Source organism: Streptomyces sp. NPDC107581, assembly GCF_055657175.1.
Genome location: NZ_JBVKBH010000009.1, coordinates 145,136 through 166,268, shown reverse-complemented (window position 1 = coordinate 166,268; position 21,133 = coordinate 145,136). Strand labels below are relative to the sequence as shown.

18 protein-coding genes are annotated in these 21,133 nt (G+C 70.9%); 10 read left to right on the top strand and 8 right to left on the bottom strand.

Annotated features, from left to right (window positions below; translation table 11 throughout):
- Nucleotides 1-5: 5 nt before the first annotated feature.
- Together ACZ7P3_RS24065 and ACZ7P3_RS24060 are read right to left on the bottom strand one after the other, a co-directional pair.
- Nucleotides 6-2,402 carry an HAD-IC family P-type ATPase gene (locus ACZ7P3_RS24065; RefSeq protein WP_472084886.1) on the bottom strand — a complete coding sequence of 799 codons (2,397 nt, stop codon included), beginning with the start codon at nucleotides 2,400-2,402 and terminating at the stop codon, nucleotides 6-8.
- Nucleotides 2,403-2,496: 94 nt separating this feature from the next.
- Nucleotides 2,497-2,763 (bottom strand): DUF2530 domain-containing protein, encoded by a 267-nt coding sequence (locus ACZ7P3_RS24060; RefSeq protein WP_472084885.1) that lies wholly within the window; start codon nucleotides 2,761-2,763, stop codon nucleotides 2,497-2,499.
- A gap of 179 nt (nucleotides 2,764-2,942) precedes the next feature.
- Between ACZ7P3_RS24060 and ACZ7P3_RS24055 the strand changes: the two genes are divergently transcribed.
- Nucleotides 2,943-4,394, top strand: a complete 1,452-nt coding sequence (locus ACZ7P3_RS24055) for an NCS2 family permease (protein WP_472084883.1) — start codon at nucleotides 2,943-2,945, stop codon at nucleotides 4,392-4,394.
- Between the two features lie 60 nt (nucleotides 4,395-4,454).
- On the opposite strand, the gene ACZ7P3_RS24050 is transcribed toward ACZ7P3_RS24055, so the two are convergent.
- Nucleotides 4,455-4,637, bottom strand: coding sequence for a ribbon-helix-helix protein, CopG family (locus ACZ7P3_RS24050; protein ID WP_472084882.1), 183 nt, complete (start codon nucleotides 4,635-4,637; stop codon nucleotides 4,455-4,457).
- A 154-nt stretch (nucleotides 4,638-4,791) separates the two neighbouring features.
- Between ACZ7P3_RS24050 and ACZ7P3_RS24045 the strand changes: the two genes are divergently transcribed.
- Both ACZ7P3_RS24045 and ACZ7P3_RS24040 read left to right on the top strand, forming a co-directional pair.
- The gene (locus ACZ7P3_RS24045; RefSeq protein WP_472084880.1) at nucleotides 4,792-5,229 is read left to right on the top strand and encodes a MarR family winged helix-turn-helix transcriptional regulator; all 438 of its coding nucleotides are present in this window, start codon (nucleotides 4,792-4,794) and stop codon (nucleotides 5,227-5,229) included.
- An 84-nt stretch (nucleotides 5,230-5,313) separates the two neighbouring features.
- Nucleotides 5,314-6,657 carry an MFS transporter gene (locus tag ACZ7P3_RS24040; protein ID WP_472084878.1) on the top strand — a complete coding sequence of 448 codons (1,344 nt, stop codon included), beginning with the start codon at nucleotides 5,314-5,316 and terminating at the stop codon, nucleotides 6,655-6,657.
- A gap of 138 nt (nucleotides 6,658-6,795) precedes the next feature.
- On the opposite strand, the gene ACZ7P3_RS24035 is transcribed toward ACZ7P3_RS24040, so the two are convergent.
- Entirely contained in the window at nucleotides 6,796-7,332 is a 537-nt protein-coding gene (locus tag ACZ7P3_RS24035; protein WP_472084876.1) for a GNAT family N-acetyltransferase, read from the bottom strand.
- A 78-nt stretch (nucleotides 7,333-7,410) separates the two neighbouring features.
- Between ACZ7P3_RS24035 and thpR the strand changes: the two genes are divergently transcribed.
- Complete coding sequence (thpR, locus tag ACZ7P3_RS24030) at nucleotides 7,411-7,983, top strand: RNA 2',3'-cyclic phosphodiesterase (RefSeq protein ID WP_472084874.1); 573 nt, start codon at nucleotides 7,411-7,413, stop codon at nucleotides 7,981-7,983.
- 356 nt (nucleotides 7,984-8,339) lie between these two features.
- Here the strand turns inward: thpR and ACZ7P3_RS24025 are convergent, their stop codons facing one another.
- From ACZ7P3_RS24025 to ACZ7P3_RS24015, 3 genes are all read right to left on the bottom strand, one after another.
- Entirely contained in the window at nucleotides 8,340-9,332 is a 993-nt protein-coding gene (locus ACZ7P3_RS24025; RefSeq protein ID WP_472084872.1) for an aldo/keto reductase, read from the bottom strand.
- A 43-nt stretch (nucleotides 9,333-9,375) separates the two neighbouring features.
- The gene (locus ACZ7P3_RS24020; RefSeq protein ID WP_472084870.1) at nucleotides 9,376-9,963 is read right to left on the bottom strand and encodes a Uma2 family endonuclease; all 588 of its coding nucleotides are present in this window, start codon (nucleotides 9,961-9,963) and stop codon (nucleotides 9,376-9,378) included.
- Nucleotides 9,964-10,051: 88 nt separating this feature from the next.
- On the bottom strand, nucleotides 10,052-10,735 hold the full coding sequence (locus tag ACZ7P3_RS24015) for an SGNH/GDSL hydrolase family protein (protein WP_472084868.1): 684 nt from the start codon (nucleotides 10,733-10,735) through the stop codon (nucleotides 10,052-10,054).
- 88 nt (nucleotides 10,736-10,823) lie between these two features.
- Between ACZ7P3_RS24015 and ACZ7P3_RS24010 the strand changes: the two genes are divergently transcribed.
- On the top strand, nucleotides 10,824-11,810 hold the full coding sequence (locus tag ACZ7P3_RS24010) for a TolB-like translocation protein (protein ID WP_472084866.1): 987 nt from the start codon (nucleotides 10,824-10,826) through the stop codon (nucleotides 11,808-11,810).
- A 57-nt stretch (nucleotides 11,811-11,867) separates the two neighbouring features.
- On the opposite strand, the gene serC is transcribed toward ACZ7P3_RS24010, so the two are convergent.
- The gene (gene serC / locus ACZ7P3_RS24005; RefSeq protein WP_472084864.1) at nucleotides 11,868-12,986 is read right to left on the bottom strand and encodes a phosphoserine transaminase; all 1,119 of its coding nucleotides are present in this window, start codon (nucleotides 12,984-12,986) and stop codon (nucleotides 11,868-11,870) included.
- A gap of 156 nt (nucleotides 12,987-13,142) precedes the next feature.
- Here serC and ACZ7P3_RS24000 point away from each other — a divergent pair, with 156 nt between their 5' ends.
- The 5 genes from ACZ7P3_RS24000 (at nucleotide 13,143) to ACZ7P3_RS23980 (ending at nucleotide 20,819) form a co-directional block, all read left to right on the top strand.
- On the top strand, nucleotides 13,143-16,007 hold the full coding sequence (locus tag ACZ7P3_RS24000) for an FAD-binding and (Fe-S)-binding domain-containing protein (protein ID WP_472084862.1): 2,865 nt from the start codon (nucleotides 13,143-13,145) through the stop codon (nucleotides 16,005-16,007).
- Between the two features lie 121 nt (nucleotides 16,008-16,128).
- Entirely contained in the window at nucleotides 16,129-17,250 is a 1,122-nt protein-coding gene (locus ACZ7P3_RS23995) for a lipid II:glycine glycyltransferase FemX (protein WP_472084860.1), read from the top strand.
- Nucleotides 17,251-17,372: 122 nt separating this feature from the next.
- A complete protein-coding gene (locus tag ACZ7P3_RS23990) occupies nucleotides 17,373-17,504 on the top strand; it encodes a hypothetical protein (protein WP_389154757.1) in 132 nt (43 codons plus the stop codon).
- A 160-nt stretch (nucleotides 17,505-17,664) separates the two neighbouring features.
- Entirely contained in the window at nucleotides 17,665-19,749 is a 2,085-nt protein-coding gene (locus tag ACZ7P3_RS23985) for an ABC transporter ATP-binding protein (RefSeq protein WP_472085233.1), read from the top strand.
- 95 nt (nucleotides 19,750-19,844) lie between these two features.
- Nucleotides 19,845-20,819: an EamA family transporter gene (locus ACZ7P3_RS23980; RefSeq protein ID WP_472084858.1), complete on the top strand. Its 975-nt coding sequence runs from the start codon at nucleotides 19,845-19,847 to the stop codon at nucleotides 20,817-20,819.
- Nucleotides 20,820-21,133: the final 314 nt, after the last annotated feature.

Sequence of the window (21,133 nt, the reverse complement as noted above, 5' to 3'; positions counted from 1 at the left end):
TGTCGCTAGACGGGAAAGCGGCGGTCGACCCACTTCCACAGGAACTCCAGGGCGGCCGCCGCCACCACCGCGATGCCGACCGCCGTCCACGGCATCGCCATCCCCACCAGTTTCAGTGCGAAGAAGCCCTGCAGGGCCGGCACGGCGAGGACGAACACGAACGCCACGCCCATCGACGCCACCAGCAGGACCCGCCACCAGGTGTAGGGGCGGGCGATGATCGCCAGGACCCACATGGAGATCAGGAACAGGGTCAGGGTCGCCGCGCTGGTCTCCGCGTCCAGGGAACCCGGCCCCGTGTAGTGGTGCCGGGCGATCAGATACGTCACGAAGGTCGCCACCCCGGCCACCACCCCGCCCGGGATCGAGTAGCGCATCACCGTGCGGACGAAGTGCGGCCGGGCCCGTTCCTTGTTGGGCGCCAGGGCCAGGAAGAAGGCCGGGATGCCGATCGTGAGGGTGGAGAGCAGGGTCAGATGGCGCGGCAGGAAGGGGTACTCGACCTGCCAGCACACCACCAGGACGGCCAGCAGCACCGAGTAGACCGTCTTGACCAGGAACAGCGTGGCCACCCGCGTGATGTTGCCGATGACCCGGCGGCCCTCGGCGACCACCGAGGGCAGCGTCGCGAAGCTGTTGTTCAGCAGGACGATCTGCGCGACCGCACGGGTCGCCTCCGAGCCCGAGCCCATCGAGACGCCGATGTCGGCGTCCTTGAGAGCGAGGACGTCGTTCACGCCGTCGCCGGTCATCGCGACCGTGTGCCCGCTGGACTGCAGCGCGCCGACCATGTCCCGCTTCTGCTGCGGGGTGACCCGCCCGAACACGGTCCCCTCGTCCAGTGCCTGCGCCATGCCCGGCCGGTCGGCGGGCAGCCGGCGCGCATCCACCGCCGTACCGGACAGGCCCAGCTTGGCGGCGACCGCACCGACGGACACCGCGTTGTCCCCGGAGATGACCTTGGCGCGCACCTTCTGCTCCGCGAAGTAGTGCAGGGTGTCGGCGGCGTCGGGCCGCAGCCGCTGCTCCAGCACCACCAGGGCGGTGGCGCGGGCGCCGCGGGCCGGCTCGGCGTCGTCCAGGTCGCGGGTGGCGCGGGCGAGGAGCAGGACCCGTAGGCCCTGCTCGTTGAGGCGCTCGGTTTCGGCCAGGGCCGGGTCGTCGGCGCCGAGGAGCACATCGGGGGCGCCCAGCAGCCAGGTACTGGCCTCGCCGTCGCCCTCGCTGAAGGCGGCGCCGCTGTACTTGCGGGCGGAGGAGAAGGGCAGCGACTCGACGCAGCGCCACTCCTCGCTGTCCGGGTAGGCGTCGATGATCGCCTGGAGGGAGGCGTTGGGGCGCGGGTCGGACTCACCGAGCGCGCCGAGCACCCTGCGTACGTATGTCTCGTCGACCCCGTCCAGCGTCCTGAGGTCGGTGACGTCCATGCCGCCCTCGGTGAGCGTGCCGGTCTTGTCCAGGCAGACGGTGTCGACGCGGGCGAGGCCCTCGATGGCGGGCAGCTCCTGCACCAGGCACTGTTTCCGGCCGAGCCGGATGACCCCGATCGCGAAGGCGACGGAGGTGAGCAGCACCAGCCCCTCGGGGACCATCGGGACGATGCCGCCGACCGTGCGGGCCACCGCGTCCTTCAGGTCGTCGCCCTTGACGACGAGCTGGGTGACGACCAGCCCGATCGCGGCCGGGACCATCATCCACGTCACGTACTTGAGGATCGTGGAGATGCCGGTGCGCAGCTCGGAGTGGACGAGGGTGAAGCGGGAGGCCTCCTCGGCGAGCTGGGCGGCGTACGCCTCGCGGCCCACCTTGGTCGCCTGGAACGCGCCGCCGCCCGCGACCACGAAGCTGCCGGACATCACCCGGTCGCCGGGGTGTTTGACGACCGGGTCGGCCTCGCCGGTGAGCAGCGACTCGTCGATCTCCAGGCCGTCGGCCTCCGCACACACCCCGTCCACGACGATCTTGTCGCCGGGTCCTATCTCCAGGAGGTCGTCCAGGACGATCTCGTTCGTGGGAATCTCGACGGCGGTGCCGTCGCGGCGGACCGTCGGCCGGGACTCGCCGATCACCGCCAGCGAGTCGAGGGTCTGCTTCGCCCGCCACTCCTGCACGATGCCGATGCCGGTGTTGGCGAGGATCACGAAGCCGAAGAGGCTGTCCTGGATCGGCGCGACGAACAGCATGATCAGCCACAGGACGCCGATGATCGCGTTGAACCGGGTGAAGACGTTCGCGCGGACGATCTCGCCCAGGGAGCGGCTGCTGCGCACCGGCACGTTGTTGACCTGCCCGCGCGCGATGCGCTCCGCGACCTGGGCGCCGGTCAGACCGGCCGGGGACACGCCCGGCAGCGCGACCGGGTGCACGGGGTCGAGCTCGGCGCCCGCGTCGATATGGGTCATGCATTCGACGGTACGTGCGGTTCTGCGCCTTCACCTGCCGAGCGGGGCGAAGTTCCGACTTGGGGAGGAGCCGGGTCGTGCCCTGGTTGTACGGCTACTCGGCGGGCGTCGTCCGCGGAGCGGCCGCCCGCTTGATCGCCGCATCGCGCTTGCGGACGTACCAGATGCCGATGAGTCCGAGCCCGCCCCCGGCCAGACAGGTCCACAGCCACCAGGTGTGGCCGTGGTCGGCGTACCAGCCGTAGAAGGGGAGCTGGACCAGGAAGAGGACGAACCACACGATCGTGCCGCCGGTGATGGTGGCGACCACGGGGCCCTCCAGGGGCTCCGGCGCCTCGTGCTTGGGGGTCCACTTAGCCATAGAGACAGCTTACGAGGCGCGGGCGGCGGGGCGGCAGGCCGTTCCCGTCCGGGGTCTACGCGCGGAGATAGCGATCTAGCACTCATACGTTCATACTGAAACCGTTTGTCTTTGACCACTTCTGCTCGTATGAAACTCCAAAGGGGCTCGGGGGAACCCCTTTGGTGATGAGGTCTCGCATGTCCACCTCGGCACCAGCCAAGGTCCCCGCCCCCGAACAGCCGGGCGGCGAGCCTGCCTACGGCGCCCTCGACCGCTACTTCAAGATCTCCGAGCGCGGCAGCACCGTGGCCCGTGAGGTCCGTGGCGGATTCGCCACTTTCTTTGCGATGGCGTACATCATCGTGCTGAACCCGATCATTCTGGGCAGCGCGAAGGACATGTACGGGCACCACTTGGACAACGGCCAGCTGGTCACGGCGACCGCACTGACGGCGGCGTTCACCACGCTCCTGATGGGTGTCATCGGCAATGTGCCGATCGCGCTCGCCGCCGGCCTCGGTGTGAACTCGGTGGTCGCGCTCCAGCTGGCGCCCCGGATGTCCTGGCCGGACGCCATGGGCATGGTCGTGCTGGCGGGCTTCGTGGTCATGCTGCTGGTCGCCACGGGGCTGCGCGAGCGTGTGATGAACGCGGTGCCGTTCGGCCTGCGCAAGGCGATCTCCATCGGTATCGGCCTGTTCATCATGCTCATCGGCCTGGTCGACTCCGGTTTCGTCAGCCGTATCCCGGACGCCGCCCAGACCACCGTCCCGCTCCAGCTGGGCAGCAACGGCCACCTCGACGGCTGGCCGGTGCTGATCTTCATCCTGGGCGCGCTGCTCACCTTCGCCCTGATCGTCCGCAAGGTGCCGGGCGCGATCCTGATCTCCATCGTCGGGATGACCGTCCTCGCGCTGATCATCAACTCGGTCGCCACGGTCTCCAGCTGGGGCCTGACCGTCCCGAAGTGGCCGGGCAATCCGGTCGCCACCCCCGACTTCGGCCTGATCGGCGAGGTCAGCCTGTTCGGCGGGTTCTCCAAGGTCGGCATCCTGACCGGGATCCTCTTCGTCTTCACCGTCCTGCTGTCGTGCTTCTTCGACGCGATGGGCACGATCATGGGCGTCAGCGACGAGGCCAAGCTGACCGACGCCCAGGGCTATATGCCGGGCATCAACAAGGTCCTCTTCGTGGACGGCCTCGCGGTCGCGGCGGGCGGTGCCAGCTCCTCCTCGGCCACCACCGCGTTCGTGGAATCCACCGCGGGCGTCGGCGAGGGAGCGCGCACGGGTTTCGCGAACGTCGTCACGGGCGGCCTCTTCGCGGTGGCCCTCTTCCTCACCCCGGTCGCCACGATGGTCCCGTCCCAGGCGGCCACCCCGGCGCTGATCGCGGTGGGCTTCCTGATCCTGTCCAACTCGGTCAAGGAGATCGACTGGGCGGACTACACCATCGCGATCCCGGCCTTCGTGACGATGCTGATGATGCCGTTCACGTACTCGATCACGAACGGCATCGGCATGGGCTTCATCACCTTCGTGGTGCTGCGGCTGGCCGCCGGACGGGCCCGGGAGATCCCGGTGGCGATGTACGTCGTCTCGGCGGTCTTCGTCTTCTACTACCTGATGCCGGCCCTCGGTCTCACCTGAGCCCTCAGGCGACCCGGTGGAGCCTCGGGGCCCGTGGACCTCAGGGTGGCCCCTAGAACCTCAGGGGACCCCGTAGAACCTCTCGGTCTCCTCCACGGCGGCCTGGAACCGCTGGTCGAAGTCGTCCCGAATGAGCGTGCGGACCACATAGTCCTGCACGCTCATTCCTCTTTTCGCCGCATGGTGGCGGAGTCGTTCGAGCAGCTCCCTGTCCATGCGCAGGCTGAGCACGCTGGTCCCCATGGACACGAGGGTCGCGGCACCCCTCCGGCCGATGCGTCACGTTCCGCGTATCGATCACCCATATGAGTGATATCCGGGTTCGGTGGCCGGAGTCACGGGCATACGGGCGCGCCCCGCTGGTACTTAGCCAGAGTAATGAGTTACTCTAAAGAACATGCCGGACCTTACCCATGGCGACGACGCTGCCGCCGTGAACGCCCTCCGCTCCTCCGTGATGCGGCTGTCCCGTCGGCTCAAGCACCAGCGGGTCGACGAGTCGCTGAGCCCGACCGAGATGTCGGTGCTCGGCACCCTCTCCCGCTGCGGGCAGGCCACGCCGGGCGAGCTGGCCCGCAAGGAGCACGTCCAGCCGCCGTCGATGACCCGCATCGTGGCGCTGCTCGAAGCCAAGGGCCTGGTCCGTCTGGATCCGCACCCCGAGGACCGGCGCCAGAAGGTCGTCACCAGGACCGAGCAGGCCGAGGCGATGCTCGAGGAGAGCCGCCGCAAGCGCAACGCGTTCCTGGCCGGCCTGGTCGAGGGCCTCGGCGAGGACGAGTGGGCCAAGCTGCGCGCCGCCGCCCCCGTGCTGGAGAAGCTCGCCCACCTGTAAGCAAGCCGCGCTGCGAGTGAGCCGCCCCGCAGGCGAACGAGCACGCGAACGAGCAGTCGACGTCAACAGAGGAGGCGAACCCGTTTGAGTACGGGATCCGGAGCACCTTCCGCCCCCGCACCGGCACCTACTACCCCCACTTTCCGCAAGTCCTCGATGTTCAGCTCGCTGAGGATCCGGAACTACCGTCTGTTCTTCATCGGCCAGGTCGTCTCCAACACGGGCACCTGGATGCAGCGCATCGCCCAGGACTGGCTCGTCCTCAGCCTCACCGGTTCCTCCGCGGCCGTCGGCATCACGACGGCCCTGCAGTTCCTGCCGATGCTGCTGTTCGGCCTCTACGGCGGTGTCCTGGTCGACCGGCTGCCCAAGCGCCCCACCCTGCTGGTCACCCAGACCGCCATGGCCGTCACCGGCCTGGCGCTCGCCTTCCTCACCCTCTCCGGCCACGTCCAGGTCTGGCACGTCTACCTCGCCGCCTTCGCCGTCGGCCTCGCCACGGTGATCGACAACCCGGCCCGGCAGTCCTTCGTCTCCGAGATGGTCGGCCCCGAGCAGCTGCAGAACGCGGTCAGCCTGAACTCGGCGAACTTCCAGTCCGCCCGCCTGGTCGGCCCCGCCGTCGCCGGCCTCATGATCACGGGTGTGGGCACCGGCTGGGCGTTCCTCTTCAACGGCCTGTCCTTCGTCGCCCCCATCACCGGCCTGCTGCTGATGCGCGCCCGTGAGCTGCACGTCGTCGAGCGTGCCCCGCGCGGCAAGGGCCAGCTGCGGGAGGGCCTGCGCTACGTCGCCGGCCGCCCGGAGCTGATCTGGCCGATCGTCCTCGTCGGCTTCATCGGCACGTTCGGCTTCAACTTCCCGGTGTGGCTGTCGGCCTACGCGGACGACGTCTTCGACGCCGGTGCCGGTGCCTACAGCCTCTTCAACACGCTGATGGCCGTCGGCTCGCTCGGCGGCGCCCTGCTCGCCGCCCGGCGCGGAACGGCCCGGCTCCGGGTCCTGATCGCCGCCGCGGTGGCCTTCGGCACGCTGGAGATCGTGGCCGCGCTGGCGCCGTCGTACTGGCTGTTCGCACTGCTCATGGTGCCGATCGGGATCTTCGGCCTGACGGTCAACGTCACCGCGAACACCGCCGTGCAGATGGCCACCGACCCGGCCATGCGCGGCCGGGTCATGGCCCTGTTCATGATGGTGTTCATGGGCGGTACGCCGCTCGGCGCCCCGGTCGTCGGCTGGATCACCGACACCTACGGGCCCCGGATCGGCTTCGCCCTCGGCGGCATCGTCTCCGCCGCCGCGGCCGCCTCCATCGGCCTGGTCCTCGTCCGCGTCGGCGGTCTGCGCCTGTCGGTGCGCTGGCACCACGGGCACCCGCAGGTGCGGTTCGTCCCACGGGAGCGGGAGGAACTGGCCGCGGCGGCTTGAGAAGGCCGGCCGCGACGGCTTGAGAAGGCCGGCGGTGGTGGCCGGAGAGACCGGCCGCGACGGCTGGGAGAGACCGGCCGCGGCGGCTTGGAGAGGCGGCCGCGGCGGCTTCAGAGGCAGGCTAGGGGGTCCGGGGGGTCAGAGGACCCTCCGGGCCAGCAGCTGACCCGGCCATGCGTCGTCGCCGGGCGCGCCGACGGTGAAGGACTCGGTCGGGATGAAGCCGTTGCGCTCGTAGAAGGCGACGAGCTTGCGGTCGTCGCCCGCGTAGCAGTCGACGCGCAGGAGCGAGATCCCGGCCCGGCGGGTCTCCTCGGCCGCGTGGGCGAGGAGCGCGGCACCGGTGCCACGGCCCTTGAAGCGGCGGTCCGAGGCGAGGATGTGGATGAACCGCTCGGGCTCGTCGGCAGGCTCCAGATAGTCACCGGGCGCATCGGTGAGGGTGAGCGTGGCTGCCGGGACGCCGTCGTATTCGGCGATGTACGGGCTGCCCCCGGTGACGTACTTGGTGATCATGGCCACCGCTCTCGGGTTCTCCGACCAGGGCGTGCTGCCCCACTGCCGGGTGCGCCCCTGTGCCGCCAGCCACTCCACGGCGCTGTCGAACATGCCGAGTATCACGGGGATGTCGTCCGGCCCGCCTTCTCTGATGCTGATCTTCCCGTTCTTGTCCATGCTCCTGATCATCCATGTCCGGGCGCGCCGGGTCAGCCGCTTTGTGCGCTCCGGCCCCGTCCCTGCCAGGGTGACGGCATGAGACTCTTCGCCGCCGTGCTGCCCCCGCGGGACGTCACCGACGAACTCGCCGCCGAGGTCGACCAGTTGCGCGGCCTGCCCGGCGCCGGCGCGCTGCGCTGGACCGGCCGCCCCGGCTGGCACTTCACGCTCGCCTTCTACGGCGAGGTCGACGACGAACTCGTACCGGACCTGTCGGACCGGCTGGCGCGCGCGGCGCAGCGCACCGAGCCCTTCCCCCTCGCCCTCTCGGGCGGCGGGCAGTTCGGGCACGGGCGGGCCCTGTGGGCGGGCGCCTCCGGCGATCTGGAGGCCCTGCGGCTGCTGGCCGACCGGGCGGAGGCGGCGGCGCGGAAGGCGGGGGTGCCGATGGGGGAGCACCGGCGGTACAAGGCTCATCTGACGGTGGCGCGCAGCCGGGACGCGGTGGACGTGCGCCCGTACGTCGACAGCCTGCACGGCTTCACCAGCCGGACCTGGACCGTGGCGGACCTGGCGCTGGTGCGCAGCAACCTGCCCAGGTCCGGGGTGCCCGGGGAACAGCCCCGCTACGAGGCGGTCGCCCGCTGGGCGCTCGGCGGGGCCGGTTAGGCTCGGGTACGTGGACCCGAAAACCCGGAACCGGATCATGGCCGGTGTGCTTGTGCTGATGTTCGTGGTGGTTGCCGTGTCGGCGGCGCTCAGGTAGCGGACCGCTGCGCGGGCGCGGCCGGGGAACTGCGGTCGATCCGATCGGCTGCCGGCCGCATGCGGCCGGTCGCGCAGTTCCCCGCACCTGCGGGACGTCGGTTCCCGGATCCCCGGGACGTCAGTCCTCTCACCCCGCGGGGGCGTCGGTTCCCGGATCCCCCGGACGTGGGTCCTCTCACCCCGGGGGCGTCGGTTCCCTCACCCCTGGACCTGGACCGTCGGTCCTTGCACTCCTGGGCCGTCGGCCCTGCGCGGTGCTACCAGGCGAAGGCCTCCGGGGACGGGCCCGGGCCCGGGAAGATCTCGTCCAGACCCGTCAGCAGGTCCTCGCTCAGCTCCAGCTCGACGGCCCTGAGGGCCGACTCCAGCTGTTCGGCGGTCCGCGGGCCCACGATCGGACCGGTCACGCCGGGGCGGGTGAGCAGCCAGGCCAGGGCGGCCTCGCCGGGCTCCACACGGTGCTTGTCGAGCAGGTCCTCGTACGCCTGGATCTGCGCGCGGGAGGCGGGGTCGGCGAGGGCGTCGGCGGCCCGGCCGGAGGCGCGGCGTCCACCCTGCACCTCCTTCTTGATCACGCCGCCGAGCAGGCCGCCGTGCAGCGGCGACCACGGGATGACCCCGAGGCCGTACTCCTGCGCGGCCGGGATGACCTCCATCTCGGCGCGGCGCTCGGCCAGGTTGTACAGGCACTGCTCGCTGACGAGCCCGGTGGTGCCGCCGCGGCGGGCTGCGGTCTCGTTGGCCTGGGCGATCTTGTAGCCCGGGAAGTTGGAGGAGCCGACGTACAGGATCTTGCCCTGCTGGATCAGTACGTCGACGGCCTGCCAGATCTCCTCGAAGGGAGTGTCCCGGTCGACGTGGTGGAACTGGTACAGGTCGATGTGGTCGGTCTGCAGCCGCTTCAGGCTGGCGTCCACGGCCCGCCGGATGTTGAGGGCGGAGAGCTTGTCGTGGTTGGGCCAGGCGTCGCCGTCGGCGGCCATGTTGGCGTACACCTTGGTGGCGAGGACGACCTTGTCGCGCCGGTCGCCGCCCTTGGCGAACCAGTTCCCGATGATGGACTCGGTCCGCCCCTTGTTCTCACCCCACCCGTAGACATTGGCGGTGTCGAAGAAGTTGATGCCCGCGTCCAGCGCCGTGTCCATGATCGCGTGGCTGTCGGCCTCATCGGTCTGCGGGCCGAAGTTCATGGTGCCGAGGACGAGTCGGCCTACCTTGAGTCCCGTGCGTCCTAGCTGCGTGTACTTCATGGTCCACCAGCCAACGGCTTGGAGTGCGCTCTATGCAAGCACCTCAGTCGCGGGGGAAGTCGTCGGTCTTGAGGGTGAGGCCGACGACGGTGTTGGTGAGGTCCAGGCCGCTGCCGAACGCAACCGTGGTCTCGATCTCGTAGTCGCCTTCCTTGGGCTGGGTGTAGATGTGACAACGGCGCTGGTAGGGGTCGGCGATGACGTAGACCGGGACCTCCGCCGTGGCGTAGGCGGTCTTCTTGGGGCCGTAGTCGTTCGCCGCGGTGCCCTTGGAAATGACCTCGGCGACGAACTCGACGTCCTCGTGGCGCCAGTGGCCGGCTTCCGTCTTCTCGGCCCCCTCGGCCATCACCGTCACGTCGGTGGCGAAACCGTTGAGGTGGCCCGGGTAGTCGATCCGGACGTCGGACTTCACCCGTTTCCGGGGGTACTTGGTCCGCAACTGCTCGACGATGTCCAGGATGATTTCCCAGTGGGTGTCCCGCTGCGGCGACATGTAGACGGTCCCCTCGACGATCTCGACCTTGTATCCCTCGGGGACGGGCATCTTCTCGAGCCGCTCGAACATCTCGTCCAGCGTGCTCTCGCTGTCGCTCTCGGCCATCGCGATCCTGTCTTCGAGGACGGTCATCGTGGCGCTCCTCCCCGGCTGCTCCGTCGACGCATGCAGCCGCGCGGTTCAACGATACGCACGGTGACCGGGAGACGCCGAAATCAGGTCAACTTGTTCCAGCCGCGTACGCCTGTCCGAACCCCCACGCCTGCCACATCGCCCCCGCGAACGCCCCCGCGATCCGGTGCTCCCCGCTCGCGTTGGGATGCGTCCCGTCGTAGGTGTCGGCGTGGATGTCGTACGACTCGGGCGGCGAGGCCAGCAGGATCGGCGAGCGGGGCTCGTCCAGGTCGGCGACCGCCTTGGCGAGCAGCACGTTGAACCGTTCCACCTGCTCGGCGAAGGGGGCGTCCGCGGCCGCGCGGATGTTCGGGATCACCGGGAGGAAGACCATGCGGACGCGCGGCGACGTTTCCCGCGCACCCGCGACGAAGGCCCGTACGTTCTCCGCCGTCTGCTCGGCGTTCGTGTAGAAGCCCAGGTCGATCAGGCCGAGGGAGACGAGCAGGACGTCGGGCCGGTGCCTGCGCACCGTCTCACCGATCAGCGGAGCCATGTGCATCCAGCCCTCGCCCCAGCCCGCCAGGTGCGCGCGCGGGAAGTCGGGTTCGGCGTACGCGTACGACGTCGGTGCATCGGCCGTCTTGTCGTACAGCTCCTCGCGCGGGCCGACGAAGGTGAACGGACGGCCGTACGACTCGCACAGGTGCCGCCACAGCCGGTAACGCCACGTGTGGTCGCCCGCGCTCCCGATCGTCATGGAGTCACCTACGGGCATGAAGCGGAGCATCCGCTCATGATGGACGATCACGCGCGCGCGTGGGGTGTGAGGCCCGCCACGCCCCGTGAACCCCGGCGGGGAATGGCACGCTTGGTGCATGCGTCGACCGTTCGCCCTGCTTGCCGGGGCCCTGCTCGCGGGTGCCTGTGCGCTGCCCGCCTCCGCCGCCGACGGTGGCAGTACCGGTGACCAGGGTTTCACCATCAAGGACCCGAGGATCACCGAGTCCAGCGGGCTGGCCGCCTCCACGCTGCACCCAGGCATCTACTGGACGCACAACGACAGCGACGACGGGCCGTACATCTACGCCGTGGACAGCCGGACCGGGAAGACCGTCGCCACGGTGACCCTGCGCGGGATCGGCTCCCCGCGCGACGTGGAGGCCATCTCCATCGGACCGGACCACCAGATCTACGTCGGTGACATCGGCGACAACCTCGGCGGCAAGTGGCCGTACGTGTGGATCTACCGGCTGCCCGAGCCGAAGGTGCTGAAGGACCAGACGGTCCGGGCCACGCAGTACGTCGTGAAGTACTCCGACGGGCCGAGGGACGCCGAGTCGCTCCTCGTCCACCCCACGACCGGACGTGTGTACATCATCGACAAGAAGGAGGACGGCGGGCATCTGTACGAAGGTCCCGCGCACCTGTCCGCCTCCGGCGCGAACATCTTCAAGCCCGTCGCCACCGTCGACCTCTGGGCCACCGACGCCGCTCTCTCGCCGAACGGCCGACAGCTCGCCGTACGGGGCTACTTCGGCGGAATCTACTACGACTGGAACGGCGGCCGGATCAAGCGCAAGGGGCGGCTGGACGTGCCCCTCCAGGGGCAGGGGGAGTCCGTCTCGTACTCGCCCGACGGCACCAAGCTGATGTACGGCAGCGAGGGGGCGGGCAGTTCGGTCCAGGCGCAGGACGCGCCGGACGGGGCGTCACCGGGCAAGTCGTCCTCGGGCGGCGGCAGTTCCGCCTCGGGCGCCGGCAACGGCACCACGATCGGCGGAAGTCTCAAGGTCGCCGCCGCCGTCGCCGCCACCGGCGCCGCCGCACTGTTCGGGCTGCGGAGACTGCGGCGCCGGGGGTGAACGGGAAGAGGGCGCCCGGTGCCGGCACCGGACGCCCTCGTGCTCGTACCCGAGGGGTCAGAGCTTCTCGATCACGTAGTCGATGCACTTCGTCAGGGCCTCGACGTCCGCCGGGTCGATCGCCGGGAACATCGCGATGCGCAGCTGGTTGCGGCCGAGCTTGCGGTACGGCTCGGTGTCCACGATGCCGTTGGCGCGCAGCACCTTGGCGACGGCGGACGCGTCGATCTCGTCGGAGAAGTCGATCGTGCCGATGACCTGCGAGCGCTTGGCCGGGTCCGTGACGAACGGGGTGGCGTACTTGGACTCCTCCGCCCAGCTGTACAGGCGGGTCGAGGAGTCCTTGGTGCGGCCGGTGGAGAAGGACAGGCCGCCCTGGCCGTTGAGCCACTCCAGCTGCTGGTTCAGCAGGAAGAGGGTGGCGAGGGCCGGGGTGTTGTACGTCTGGTTCTTGCGGGAGTTGTCGATTGCCGTGGGCAGCGAGAAGAACTCCGGGACGTGCCGGCCGCTCGCGTGGACGCGCTCGGCGCGCTCGATCGCGGCCGGGGAGAAGACGCCGATCCACAGACCGCCGTCGGAGGCGAAGGACTTCTGCGGGGCGAAGTAGTAGACGTCGGTCTCGGCGACGTCGACCGGGAGGCCGCCCGCGCCGGAGGTGGCGTCCACGAGGACGAGCGCGCCCTCGTCGGCGCCGGCCACGCGCTTGATCGGCATGGCGACACCGGTGGAGGTCTCGTTGTGGGTGAAGGCGTAGACGTCGACGCCCGCCTCGGCCTGCGCCTCGGGGTGGGTGCCGGGGTCGGTGGCGATGACCGTGGGCTCGGCCAGCCACGGCGCGAGCTTGGCGGCCTTGGCGAACTTCGAGGAGAACTCGCCGAAGCTGAGGTGCTGGGACTTGTTCTCGATCAGCCCGTGGGTGGCGATGTCCCAGAAGGCGGTGGATCCGCCGTTGCCGAGGACGACCTCGTAGCCGTCGGGGAGGGAGAACAGGGAGCTGATGCCTTCGCGGACCTGGCCCACCAGGTTCTTGACGGGGGCCTGGCGGTGGGAGGTGCCGAGCAGAGAGCTTCCGGTGGCGGCGAGCGCGTCGAGCGCCTCGGTACGCACCTTGGAGGGGCCCGCGCCGAAGCGTCCGTCGGCGGGCTTGATGTCAGCGGGAATCTGAATGTCGGCCACGAGTCGGAGGGTATCGCCCAGACGAAACGGGACGGAACCATGTCCGTCCGATGAGACGAGAGCGTCGACCCCTGAACCTTGGAGGTTGTACGACGATATGGGCGGGGCTGTGGAAAAGTCGCGGTGACTGTGCGTGAGCGGATGCATCCTGGACGCATGACGGATCTCTCGGGTCTTGAGGCGGAGCTGCGCGGGGTCGTCCGGGGTGAGGTCGGCTTCGATGTCACCGCCCGGGCCCTCGTGACCATGGACGCGTCCAACTACCGGCGTGTCCCGGCGGGGGTGGTGGCCCCGCGGGACACCGACGACGTGGCTGCGGTGCTGGAGGTGTGCCGGGCGCGCGGCGTGCCGGTGGTGGCGCGCGGCGGTGGCACGTCGATCGCGGGCCAGGCGACCGGCACGGGCGTGGTGCTGGACTTCACCCGGCACATGAACGGGCTGCTGGAGCTGGACGCGGGCACCCGCACGGCCGTCGTGCAGCCCGGTCTCGTCCTCGACCGCCTCCAGGAGGCCGCGGCCCCGCACGGCCTGCGCTTCGGCCCCGACCCCTCCACCCACAGCCGGTGCACGCTCGGCGGAATGATCGGCAACAACTCGTGCGGCTCGCATTCGGTCGCCTGGGGGACCACCGCGGACAGTGTGCGGGAGCTGTCCGTCCTCACCGCACGCGGGCAGCGGTTGCGGCTCGGGGCGCAGTGGGCCGGCGCCCCGGACGGACTGCGCGCCCTGGCGGAGGGAGAACTGGCCCGCCTGCGCACCGGCTTTCCCGACCTGCCCCGCCGGATCTCCGGATACGCGCTGGACGCCCTGCTGCCCGAGAGGGGTGCCGACGTCGCCCGCTCCTTCTGCGGCTCCGAAGGCACCCTCGGCATCCTGACCGAGGCGGTCGTACGGCTGGTGGAGGCCCCCCGCGCGCGTGCCCTCGCGGTGCTGGCGTACGGCGACGAGGGCGGCGCCGCCGAGGCCGCCGCCGGACTTCTGCCGCTCGGCCCGCTGACGGTGGAGGGCATGGCGGCCGACCTGGTGCGCTCCCCGGCCGGGCTGCCCGAGGGGGGCGCCTGGCTGTTCGTGGAGACCGGCGGAGAGACGGCGGCCGAGGCACGGGCGCGTGCGGAGGCGATCGTCCGCGCGGCCGACGTCGTCGGCTCCCTCGTGGTGACGGACGCGGCGGCCCAGCGGTCCCTGTGGCGCATCCGCGAGGACGCGAGCGGTACGGCCACCCGGATGCCGGACGGCACGGAGGCCTGGCCCGGCTGGGAGGACTGCGCGGTACCGCCCGCCCGGCTCGGCCCCTATCTGCGCGAATTCCGCGCTCTGCTCGCCGCGCACGGCCTGCGCGGCACCCCGTACGGCCACTTCGGGGACGGCTGCATCCACGTCCGCATCGACTTCGACCTGATCACCGAGGCGGGCATCGGCCGCTTCCGGTGCTTCTCCGAGGAACTGGCCGATCTGGTCGTCGCCCACGGCGGCTCGCTCTCCGGGGAGCACGGCGACGGCCAGGCCCGCGCGGAGCTGCTGCCGCGCATGTACGGCGAGGAGACGGTGCGGCTCTTCGAGCGGGCCAAGGCGGTCTGGGACCCCGACGACCTGCTCAACCCCGGCATGCTGGTCCGCCCGGCCCCGCTCGACACCAACCTCCGCTTCTCCGTCCTGCCCCGTCGCCCGGTGGACGTGGCCTTCGGCTACCCGGCCGACGGCGGCGACTTCCGGGCCGCCGTCCGCCGCTGCGTCGGCGTCGCCAAGTGCCGTACGGACACCGCGGCCGGGCCCGCCGTGATGTGCCCCTCCTTCCGGGCGACCGGCGAGGAGGAGCACTCCACGCGCGGGCGGGCCCGGCTGCTGCACGAGATGCTCGCGGGCGAGCTGGTCACGGACGGCTGGCGTTCGACGGAGGTCCGGGACGCGCTGGACCTGTGCCTGTCCTGCAAGGGCTGCCGCTCGGACTGCCCGGTCGGCGTCGACATGGCCACCTACAAGGCCGAGTTCCTGCACCACCACTACGCGGGGAGGCGCCGCCCGGCCGCCCACCACACGATGGGCCGGCTGCCGCTGTGGCTGCGCTGGGTGGCACGGACCCGCACCGCCCCCCTGCTCAACAGGCTCGCTTCCACAGGGCTGTCGGCGCGGGCGGGGAAGCGGCTGGGCGGGATCGCGCCCGAGCGGGAGATCCCGGAGATCGCCGCGGAGCCCTTCAGCCGCTGGTGGCGACGGCGGCAGCGGCGCGGCACGGGAGAACTGCTCGTCCTGTGGCCCGACACCTTCACCGAGCACCTCTCGCCCTCGGTCGGACAGGCGGCCGTACGGGTGCTGGAGGATGCCGGACTCAGGGTGGAGCTGCCGCCGTCCCGGCCGTTCGGCGGGCAGGTCTGCTGCGGCCTGACCTATGTCTCCACCGGCCAGCTCGACCGGGCCCGAGCGGTGCTGCGCCGCACCCTGGACCTGATGGAACCGGTGCTGCGCAGGGGCACTCCGGTCGTCGTCCTGGAGCCCAGCTGTGCGGCGGCCCTGCGCGGCGATCTCCCGGAGCTGCTGCACGACGACCCGCGCGCGGCCCGGCTCGCCTCGGCGGTGCTCACCTTCGCCGAGGCGCTTCAGCGGCACGCACCCGACTGGACCCCGCCCGCCGTGGACCGCCCGGTCGCCGGGCAGACGCACTGCCACCAGCACGCGGTCCTCGGCGACACCGCCGACCGCGGACTGCGCGAGTCCGCCGGCCTCATCGGCGGGCTGAGCGGCGGCTGCTGCGGCCTCGCGGGCAACTTCGGCTTCGAGCAGGGGCACTTCGAGGTGTCGAAGGCCTGCGCGGAGGAACAGCTGCTGCCTTCGGTACGGGACGCGGCCGAGGGCACGGTGGTCCTGGCGGACGGCTTCTCGTGCCGGACACAGCTGGAGCAGCTGGCCGGGGTGCGGGGGCGGCATCTGGCAGAGGTGCTGGCTGAAGGGGTGCAGCAGCGGGAGAAGCGGAAGCAGCTGGAGGAGCGGGGGCGGGAGGAGCGGGACAAGGGTGCGGAGCAGTGACGGAAGAGTACGACCGGTCGGCACCCGACGGACACGCAGGCGCCGGCGGTGCTCGGACCGAGGGGCGGGACGGCGGAGTTCTTAGGGTGAGGGGAACAGCCACCCCGAAGGAGTCCCGCGCATGACGCTCACCCTCCGCCCCATCAGCCGCGCCGAGCATCTGGCCTTCGTGGCCTCCCTGCCCTCGGCCAGCCATATGCAGATGCCGTCGTGGGGGGACGTGAAGCCCGACTGGCAGGCGGAGAGCCTGGGCTGGTTCGACGGGGAGGGCCGGCCGGTCGGTGTCGGGCTGGTGCTGTTGCGGCCGATGCCGAAGCTGAAACGGTATCTGGCGTATCTGCCCGAAGGACCCGTCATCGACTGGCACACGCCGGACCTGGAGCGCTGGCTGGAGCCGATGCTCGCGTATCTGAAGAGCCGGGGCGCCTTCTCGGTGAAGATGGGGCCGCCCGTGGTGGTGCGGCGGTGGAGCCCCGAGGCGGTCAAGGCCGCGATCGCCGACCCTGGCGCGCACCGGCTGCGGGACGCCGAGCCGACGTCGTACGACCCGCGCGCCGGGGACCTCGCGGAGCGGCTGCGCCGGCTGGGCTGGCGGCAGGCCGAGGCGGGCGGCGAGGAGGGGTTCGCCGCCGGTCAGCCCCGGTACGTGTGCCGGATCCCGTTCGCCGGGCGGTCGTTGGAGGACATCCACCGCGGGCTCAACCAGCAGTGGCGGCGCAACATCAAGAAGGCCGAGAAGGCGGGTGTGAAGGTCGTCCGCGGGGGCTACGAGGATCTGCCGGCCTTCTACGACCTGTATGCCGAGACCGCCGAGCGCGACCGGTTCATCGCGCGCCCGCTGCCGTACTTCCAGCGCATGTGGGCGGCGCTGGCCGCCGAACACCCCGACCGGATGCGGCTCTACCTCGCCCACCACGAGGGTGATGTGCTCGCCGCGGCCACCATGCTGATCGTCGGCGGCCACGTCTGGTACTCCTACGGCGCCTCCACCGGCCGCAAGCGCGAGGTCCAGCCCAACAACGCCATGCAGTGGCGCATGATGACCGACGCGCACGAGCTGGGCGCCCAGGTCTACGACTTCCGGGGCATCACCGACACCCTGGAGGAGTCCAACCATCTGCTCGGGCTGCTCCGCTTCAAGGTGGGCGCGGGCGGCGAGGCCGTGGAGTACCTGGGCGAGTGGGACTTCCCGCTGAACCGGCTGCTGCACAAGGCGTTCGACGTCTACATGGCCCGCCGCTGAGCACCCTCAAGTAATTCCCAGGTACTCCAAGGGCAATCACAGACCACCTGTGTAGCTTCCTCGGTGTCGGGAGCCGTACACGGAATTCCCGGCCGAAGAACTACGAGACAACAGGAGTAGGAATGAGCTTCAAGAAGCTTGCCCCGCTGCCCCCCAAGCCCAAGTCGAAGCAGCTTCCGCCGCCGCCGAAGCCGAGGCCCAAGAAGCACGCGCACAAGCCGCTTCCCAAGCCGCTGCCCGGCCAGGACCACTGATCCGACGCTGAGCCGAAAGGGGTCGATGGTGCACCGTCGACCCCTTTTCTCATGAGTTCCTCAAGGGTGACCGGGCAGGTGAAAGCAAGCGGAGGAAGTGCCTATGGAAATCGGTGAGATCGGCCAGGTCGATGAGATCGGTAAGATCGATGGGATCGATATGGGTGAGGAACTCGAATACGAGGACACCCCGATCATTCCCGCCCGTACCGCGTTCCGCCGTTTCTGGCCGCTGACCGCAGGACTGCGCCGTTGGCTGATCCTCGTCTGGGTGTGCACGGTGATCGCCGCGCTCGCCGAGACCGAGGCCATCCTGCTCTTCGGCGACCTCACCGACCACGCCCTGCAGAAGGGCTCGCTCAGCGCGTTCTGGAGTCCGGCCGCCACCTGGCTGGGCGTCGCCGTGGTCGGCGCGCTGGTCGCGTACGCGGGCAACTCCCTTGCCGCGTGGGTGACCGAACGGTTCGTGATGCGGCTGCGCGAGCGCGTCTTCGACCATGTGCAACAGCTGCCCCCGCACTTCTTCCAGCGCCACCGCCAGGGCGATCTGCTCTCCCGCCTGACCAGCGACGTCGAGGCGATCGAGACGATGGTCGTGTCCGGTCTGGTGGGTGCGGCCTCGGCCGCGTTCTCCGCCCTCTTCTACGCGGCCGCCGCGTTCTGGCTGCGCTGGGACCTGGCCGCCGCCACCTTCGTCCTCGCGCCCCTGTTCTGGCTGGCCGCGCGCCGCTTCTCCGGCTCCATCAAGGACGTCTCCCGCGCGGGCCGGGTCGCCGACGGTGCGATCACCTCCGTGGTCGAGGAGTCCCTCGGCAACATCGTGCTCACCCAGGCGTACGACCGCCGGGACGCCGAGCGCCGGCGACTGCGCGAGGAGGCGAACGCCTGGTTCCGCGCCTCCGTCCGCTCGACCCGGCTCAACGAGGCCTACGAACAGCTCGTCCAGGTCATCGAGACGGTCTGCGTGCTCGCCGTCATCGGCATCGGCGCCTGGGAGATCTCCACCGGCCGGATGACGCTCGGGCAGCTGCTCGCCTTCGCCGCGTTCCTCGGCTACCTCTACCCGCCCGTGCGGGGCCTGGCCCAGCTCGGCCTCACGGTCACCGCGGCCACGGCGGGCGCGGAGCGGCTGATCGAGATCCTGGACGTGCGGCCCTCGGTCGCCGACCCCCGGCACGACACCGGGGCCGGCCGCCCGGACGGCACGGTCGAGGTGCGGGACGTCTCGTTCCGCTACCCGGGCGCCGACCGGACGACCCTGGAGGGCCTGTCCTTCGCCGTCAGCCCCGGCGAACTGGTGATCGTCACCGGCCCGAGCGGCGCCGGAAAGTCCACGGTCTCCAAGCTCCTCCTGCGCTTCTACGACCCGGACGCGGGCGAGGTCCTGCTGGACGGCGTCCCGGTGCGCGACTTTCCGCTGGCCCGCCTGCGCGCGTACGTGACGCTTCTCCCGCAGGAGACCCTGGTGCTGCACGACACGGTCCGCGCCAACATCGCCTGCGGCCGGCCCGGCGCCAGCGAGCGGGCGATCGAGGAGGCGGCACGGGCGGCCGACGCGCACGACTTCATCGTCCGGCTCCCCGACGGCTACGACACCCGCGTCGACCCCAACTCCGCCCGGCTGTCGGGCGGCCAGCTCCAGCGCCTGGCCATCGCCCGCGCCATCCTGCGCGACGCACCGGTCCTGGTGCTGGACGAGCCGACCACCGGCCTGGACGCGATGGCCGCCCGCCGGGTGGTCAAGCCGCTGCGCCGGCTGATGGCGGGCCGTACGACGATCATGATCACGCACGATCTCAACCTGGCCCCCGACGCCGACCGCATCCTCGTCGTCGACCGCGGCCGTGTCGTCGAGACCGGCCGCCACGAGGAACTGCTCGCGCGGGGCGGGGCGTATGCGCGGCTGCACCGTTCGCAGAACAACGCGTCCATGGACACGGGCGAGCTGAGGCTGCCGCTGTACGAGGAGGCGCGGCCCGCCGCGCCGGTGCCGGTGTACGAGTACCCGGCCGGGTACGGGGCGTACGGCCACACCCCGTACACCGTCCAGGCGACCGGCCAGGCCACGGCCCAAGCCGCGGCCCAAGTCACGGCTCAGGCCACCGCCCAAGTCACCACCCAAGCCACCGACCAGGCCGGCGTCTGGCCCCAGCCCGTGTACGAGCCCCACCTGCCGGTGCCCGGCGGACACCTCCCCGACGGGCGCCCCCTGTTCCGGGACGAGGAGCCCTGGTCCGGTATCTGACGGGACGCATCTCAGCATCCAGGACAGCTACATAAGGAGTTCACACTCCTGACAGGAGTCTATTACCCTGGACTCGGTAGTACATCGAGATGAACATGATCCGATCCGAGCCAGCCCCAGGACCGCCCGTGAGTACCTCCCGCGCCGCCGCACCCTCGACGCAGCAAGCGTCCGTACCCCCGGGTGCCGCCCCGAGCCGTTTCGGCTCGCTCGGGCCCGTCGGGCTGGTGCTGGCCGGCGGCATCTCGGTCCAGTTCGGCGGGGCGCTCGCGGTGACCCTGATGCCGAGGGCCGGCGCGCTCGGCGTCGTCACCCTGCGGCTCCTTGCGGCGGCCGTGGTCCTCCTGGTGGTCTGCCGGCCGCGGCTGCGCGGTCACTCGCGCAGCGACTGGGGCACGGTGGTCGTCTTCGGCATCACCATGGCCGCGATGAACGGCCTCTTCTACAGCGCGGCGGCCCGCATCCCGCTGGGCGCCGCGGTCACCCTCGAAGTCCTCGGCCCGCTGGCCCTGTCCGTCATCGCGTCCCGCCGGGCGGTCAACGCGCTGTGGGCGGGTCTGGCACTCGGAGGCGTCTTCCTGCTGGGCGGCGGAGGCTTCGGCGACTTCGATCCCACGGGTGTCGCCTGCGCCCTGGGGGCCGGCGCCATGTGGGCCGCCTACATCGTCTTCAGCGCCCGTACGGGCCGCCGCTTCCCGCAGGCGGACGGGCTCGCCCTCGCCATGGCGGTGGCGGCCCTGCTGTTCCTCCCCATCGGCATCGCCCAGGCGGGCACCCGTCTGCTCGACCCCACCACCATCGCCCTCGGCTCGGCGGTGGCCCTGCTCTCCTCGGTCCTGCCCTACACCCTCGAACTGCTGGCCCTGCGCCGCCTGCCCGCCTCCACCTTCGCCATCCTCATGAGCCTGGAGCCGGCGGTCGCGGCCACGGCCGGGTTCCTGCTCCTCGGCCAGTCCCTGTCCGCCATGGAGGCCGCCGCGATCGCCCTGGTCATCGCGGCGAGCATCGGCGCGGTGCGGACCCAGGCGGGCCGGGCGAAGATGCCGCCGATTCCGGCCGAGGGCCAGTAGCCCGCTCCGGCCGCCTGGCGCCGGGCCCGCCACAGGTGGGCCGGCAGGCACGAGCCGGTGCCGTACTGGCCCGCGTCTGACCAGTAGCCCGTTCCGGTAGCCGTACTGGCCCGCGTCTGACCAGTAGCCCGCTCCGGCAGCCGTACCGGCCCGCGCCTGACCAGCAGACCGCTCCGGCAGCCGTACTGGCCCGCGCCTGACCAGTAGCCCGCTCCGGCAGCCGTACCGGCCCGCGCCTGACCAGTAGCCCGCTCCGGCAGCCGTACCGGCCCGCGCCTGACCAGTAGCCCGCTCGGGCAGCCGTACCGGCCCGC

What these genes read in the sequence shown, in the direction of transcription:
- ACZ7P3_RS24065 (WP_472084886.1), bottom strand. Translation starts at nt 2,402, where the DNA reads ATGACCCATATCGACGCGGGCGCCGAGCTCGACCCCGTGCACCCGGTC.
- ACZ7P3_RS24060 (WP_472084885.1), bottom strand. Translation starts at nt 2,763, where the DNA reads ATGGCTAAGTGGACCCCCAAGCACGAGGCGCCGGAGCCCCTGGAGGGC.
- ACZ7P3_RS24055 (WP_472084883.1), top strand. Translation starts at nt 2,943, where the DNA reads ATGTCCACCTCGGCACCAGCCAAGGTCCCCGCCCCCGAACAGCCGGGC.
- ACZ7P3_RS24050 (WP_472084882.1), bottom strand. Translation starts at nt 4,637, where the DNA reads ATGGGGACCAGCGTGCTCAGCCTGCGCATGGACAGGGAGCTGCTCGAA.
- ACZ7P3_RS24045 (WP_472084880.1), top strand. Translation starts at nt 4,792, where the DNA reads ATGCCGGACCTTACCCATGGCGACGACGCTGCCGCCGTGAACGCCCTC.
- ACZ7P3_RS24035 (WP_472084876.1), bottom strand. Translation starts at nt 7,332, where the DNA reads ATGGACAAGAACGGGAAGATCAGCATCAGAGAAGGCGGGCCGGACGAC.
- thpR (WP_472084874.1), top strand. Translation starts at nt 7,411, where the DNA reads ATGAGACTCTTCGCCGCCGTGCTGCCCCCGCGGGACGTCACCGACGAA.
- ACZ7P3_RS24025 (WP_472084872.1), bottom strand. Translation starts at nt 9,332, where the DNA reads ATGAAGTACACGCAGCTAGGACGCACGGGACTCAAGGTAGGCCGACTC.
- ACZ7P3_RS24020 (WP_472084870.1), bottom strand. Translation starts at nt 9,963, where the DNA reads ATGACCGTCCTCGAAGACAGGATCGCGATGGCCGAGAGCGACAGCGAG.
- ACZ7P3_RS24015 (WP_472084868.1), bottom strand. Translation starts at nt 10,735, where the DNA reads ATGCTCCGCTTCATGCCCGTAGGTGACTCCATGACGATCGGGAGCGCG.
- ACZ7P3_RS24010 (WP_472084866.1), top strand. Translation starts at nt 10,824, where the DNA reads ATGCGTCGACCGTTCGCCCTGCTTGCCGGGGCCCTGCTCGCGGGTGCC.
- ACZ7P3_RS24000 (WP_472084862.1), top strand. Translation starts at nt 13,143, where the DNA reads ATGACGGATCTCTCGGGTCTTGAGGCGGAGCTGCGCGGGGTCGTCCGG.
- ACZ7P3_RS23995 (WP_472084860.1), top strand. Translation starts at nt 16,129, where the DNA reads ATGACGCTCACCCTCCGCCCCATCAGCCGCGCCGAGCATCTGGCCTTC.
- ACZ7P3_RS23990 (WP_389154757.1), top strand. Translation starts at nt 17,373, where the DNA reads ATGAGCTTCAAGAAGCTTGCCCCGCTGCCCCCCAAGCCCAAGTCGAAG.
- ACZ7P3_RS23985 (WP_472085233.1), top strand. Translation starts at nt 17,665, where the DNA reads ATGGGTGAGGAACTCGAATACGAGGACACCCCGATCATTCCCGCCCGT.
- ACZ7P3_RS23980 (WP_472084858.1), top strand. Translation starts at nt 19,845, where the DNA reads ATGATCCGATCCGAGCCAGCCCCAGGACCGCCCGTGAGTACCTCCCGC.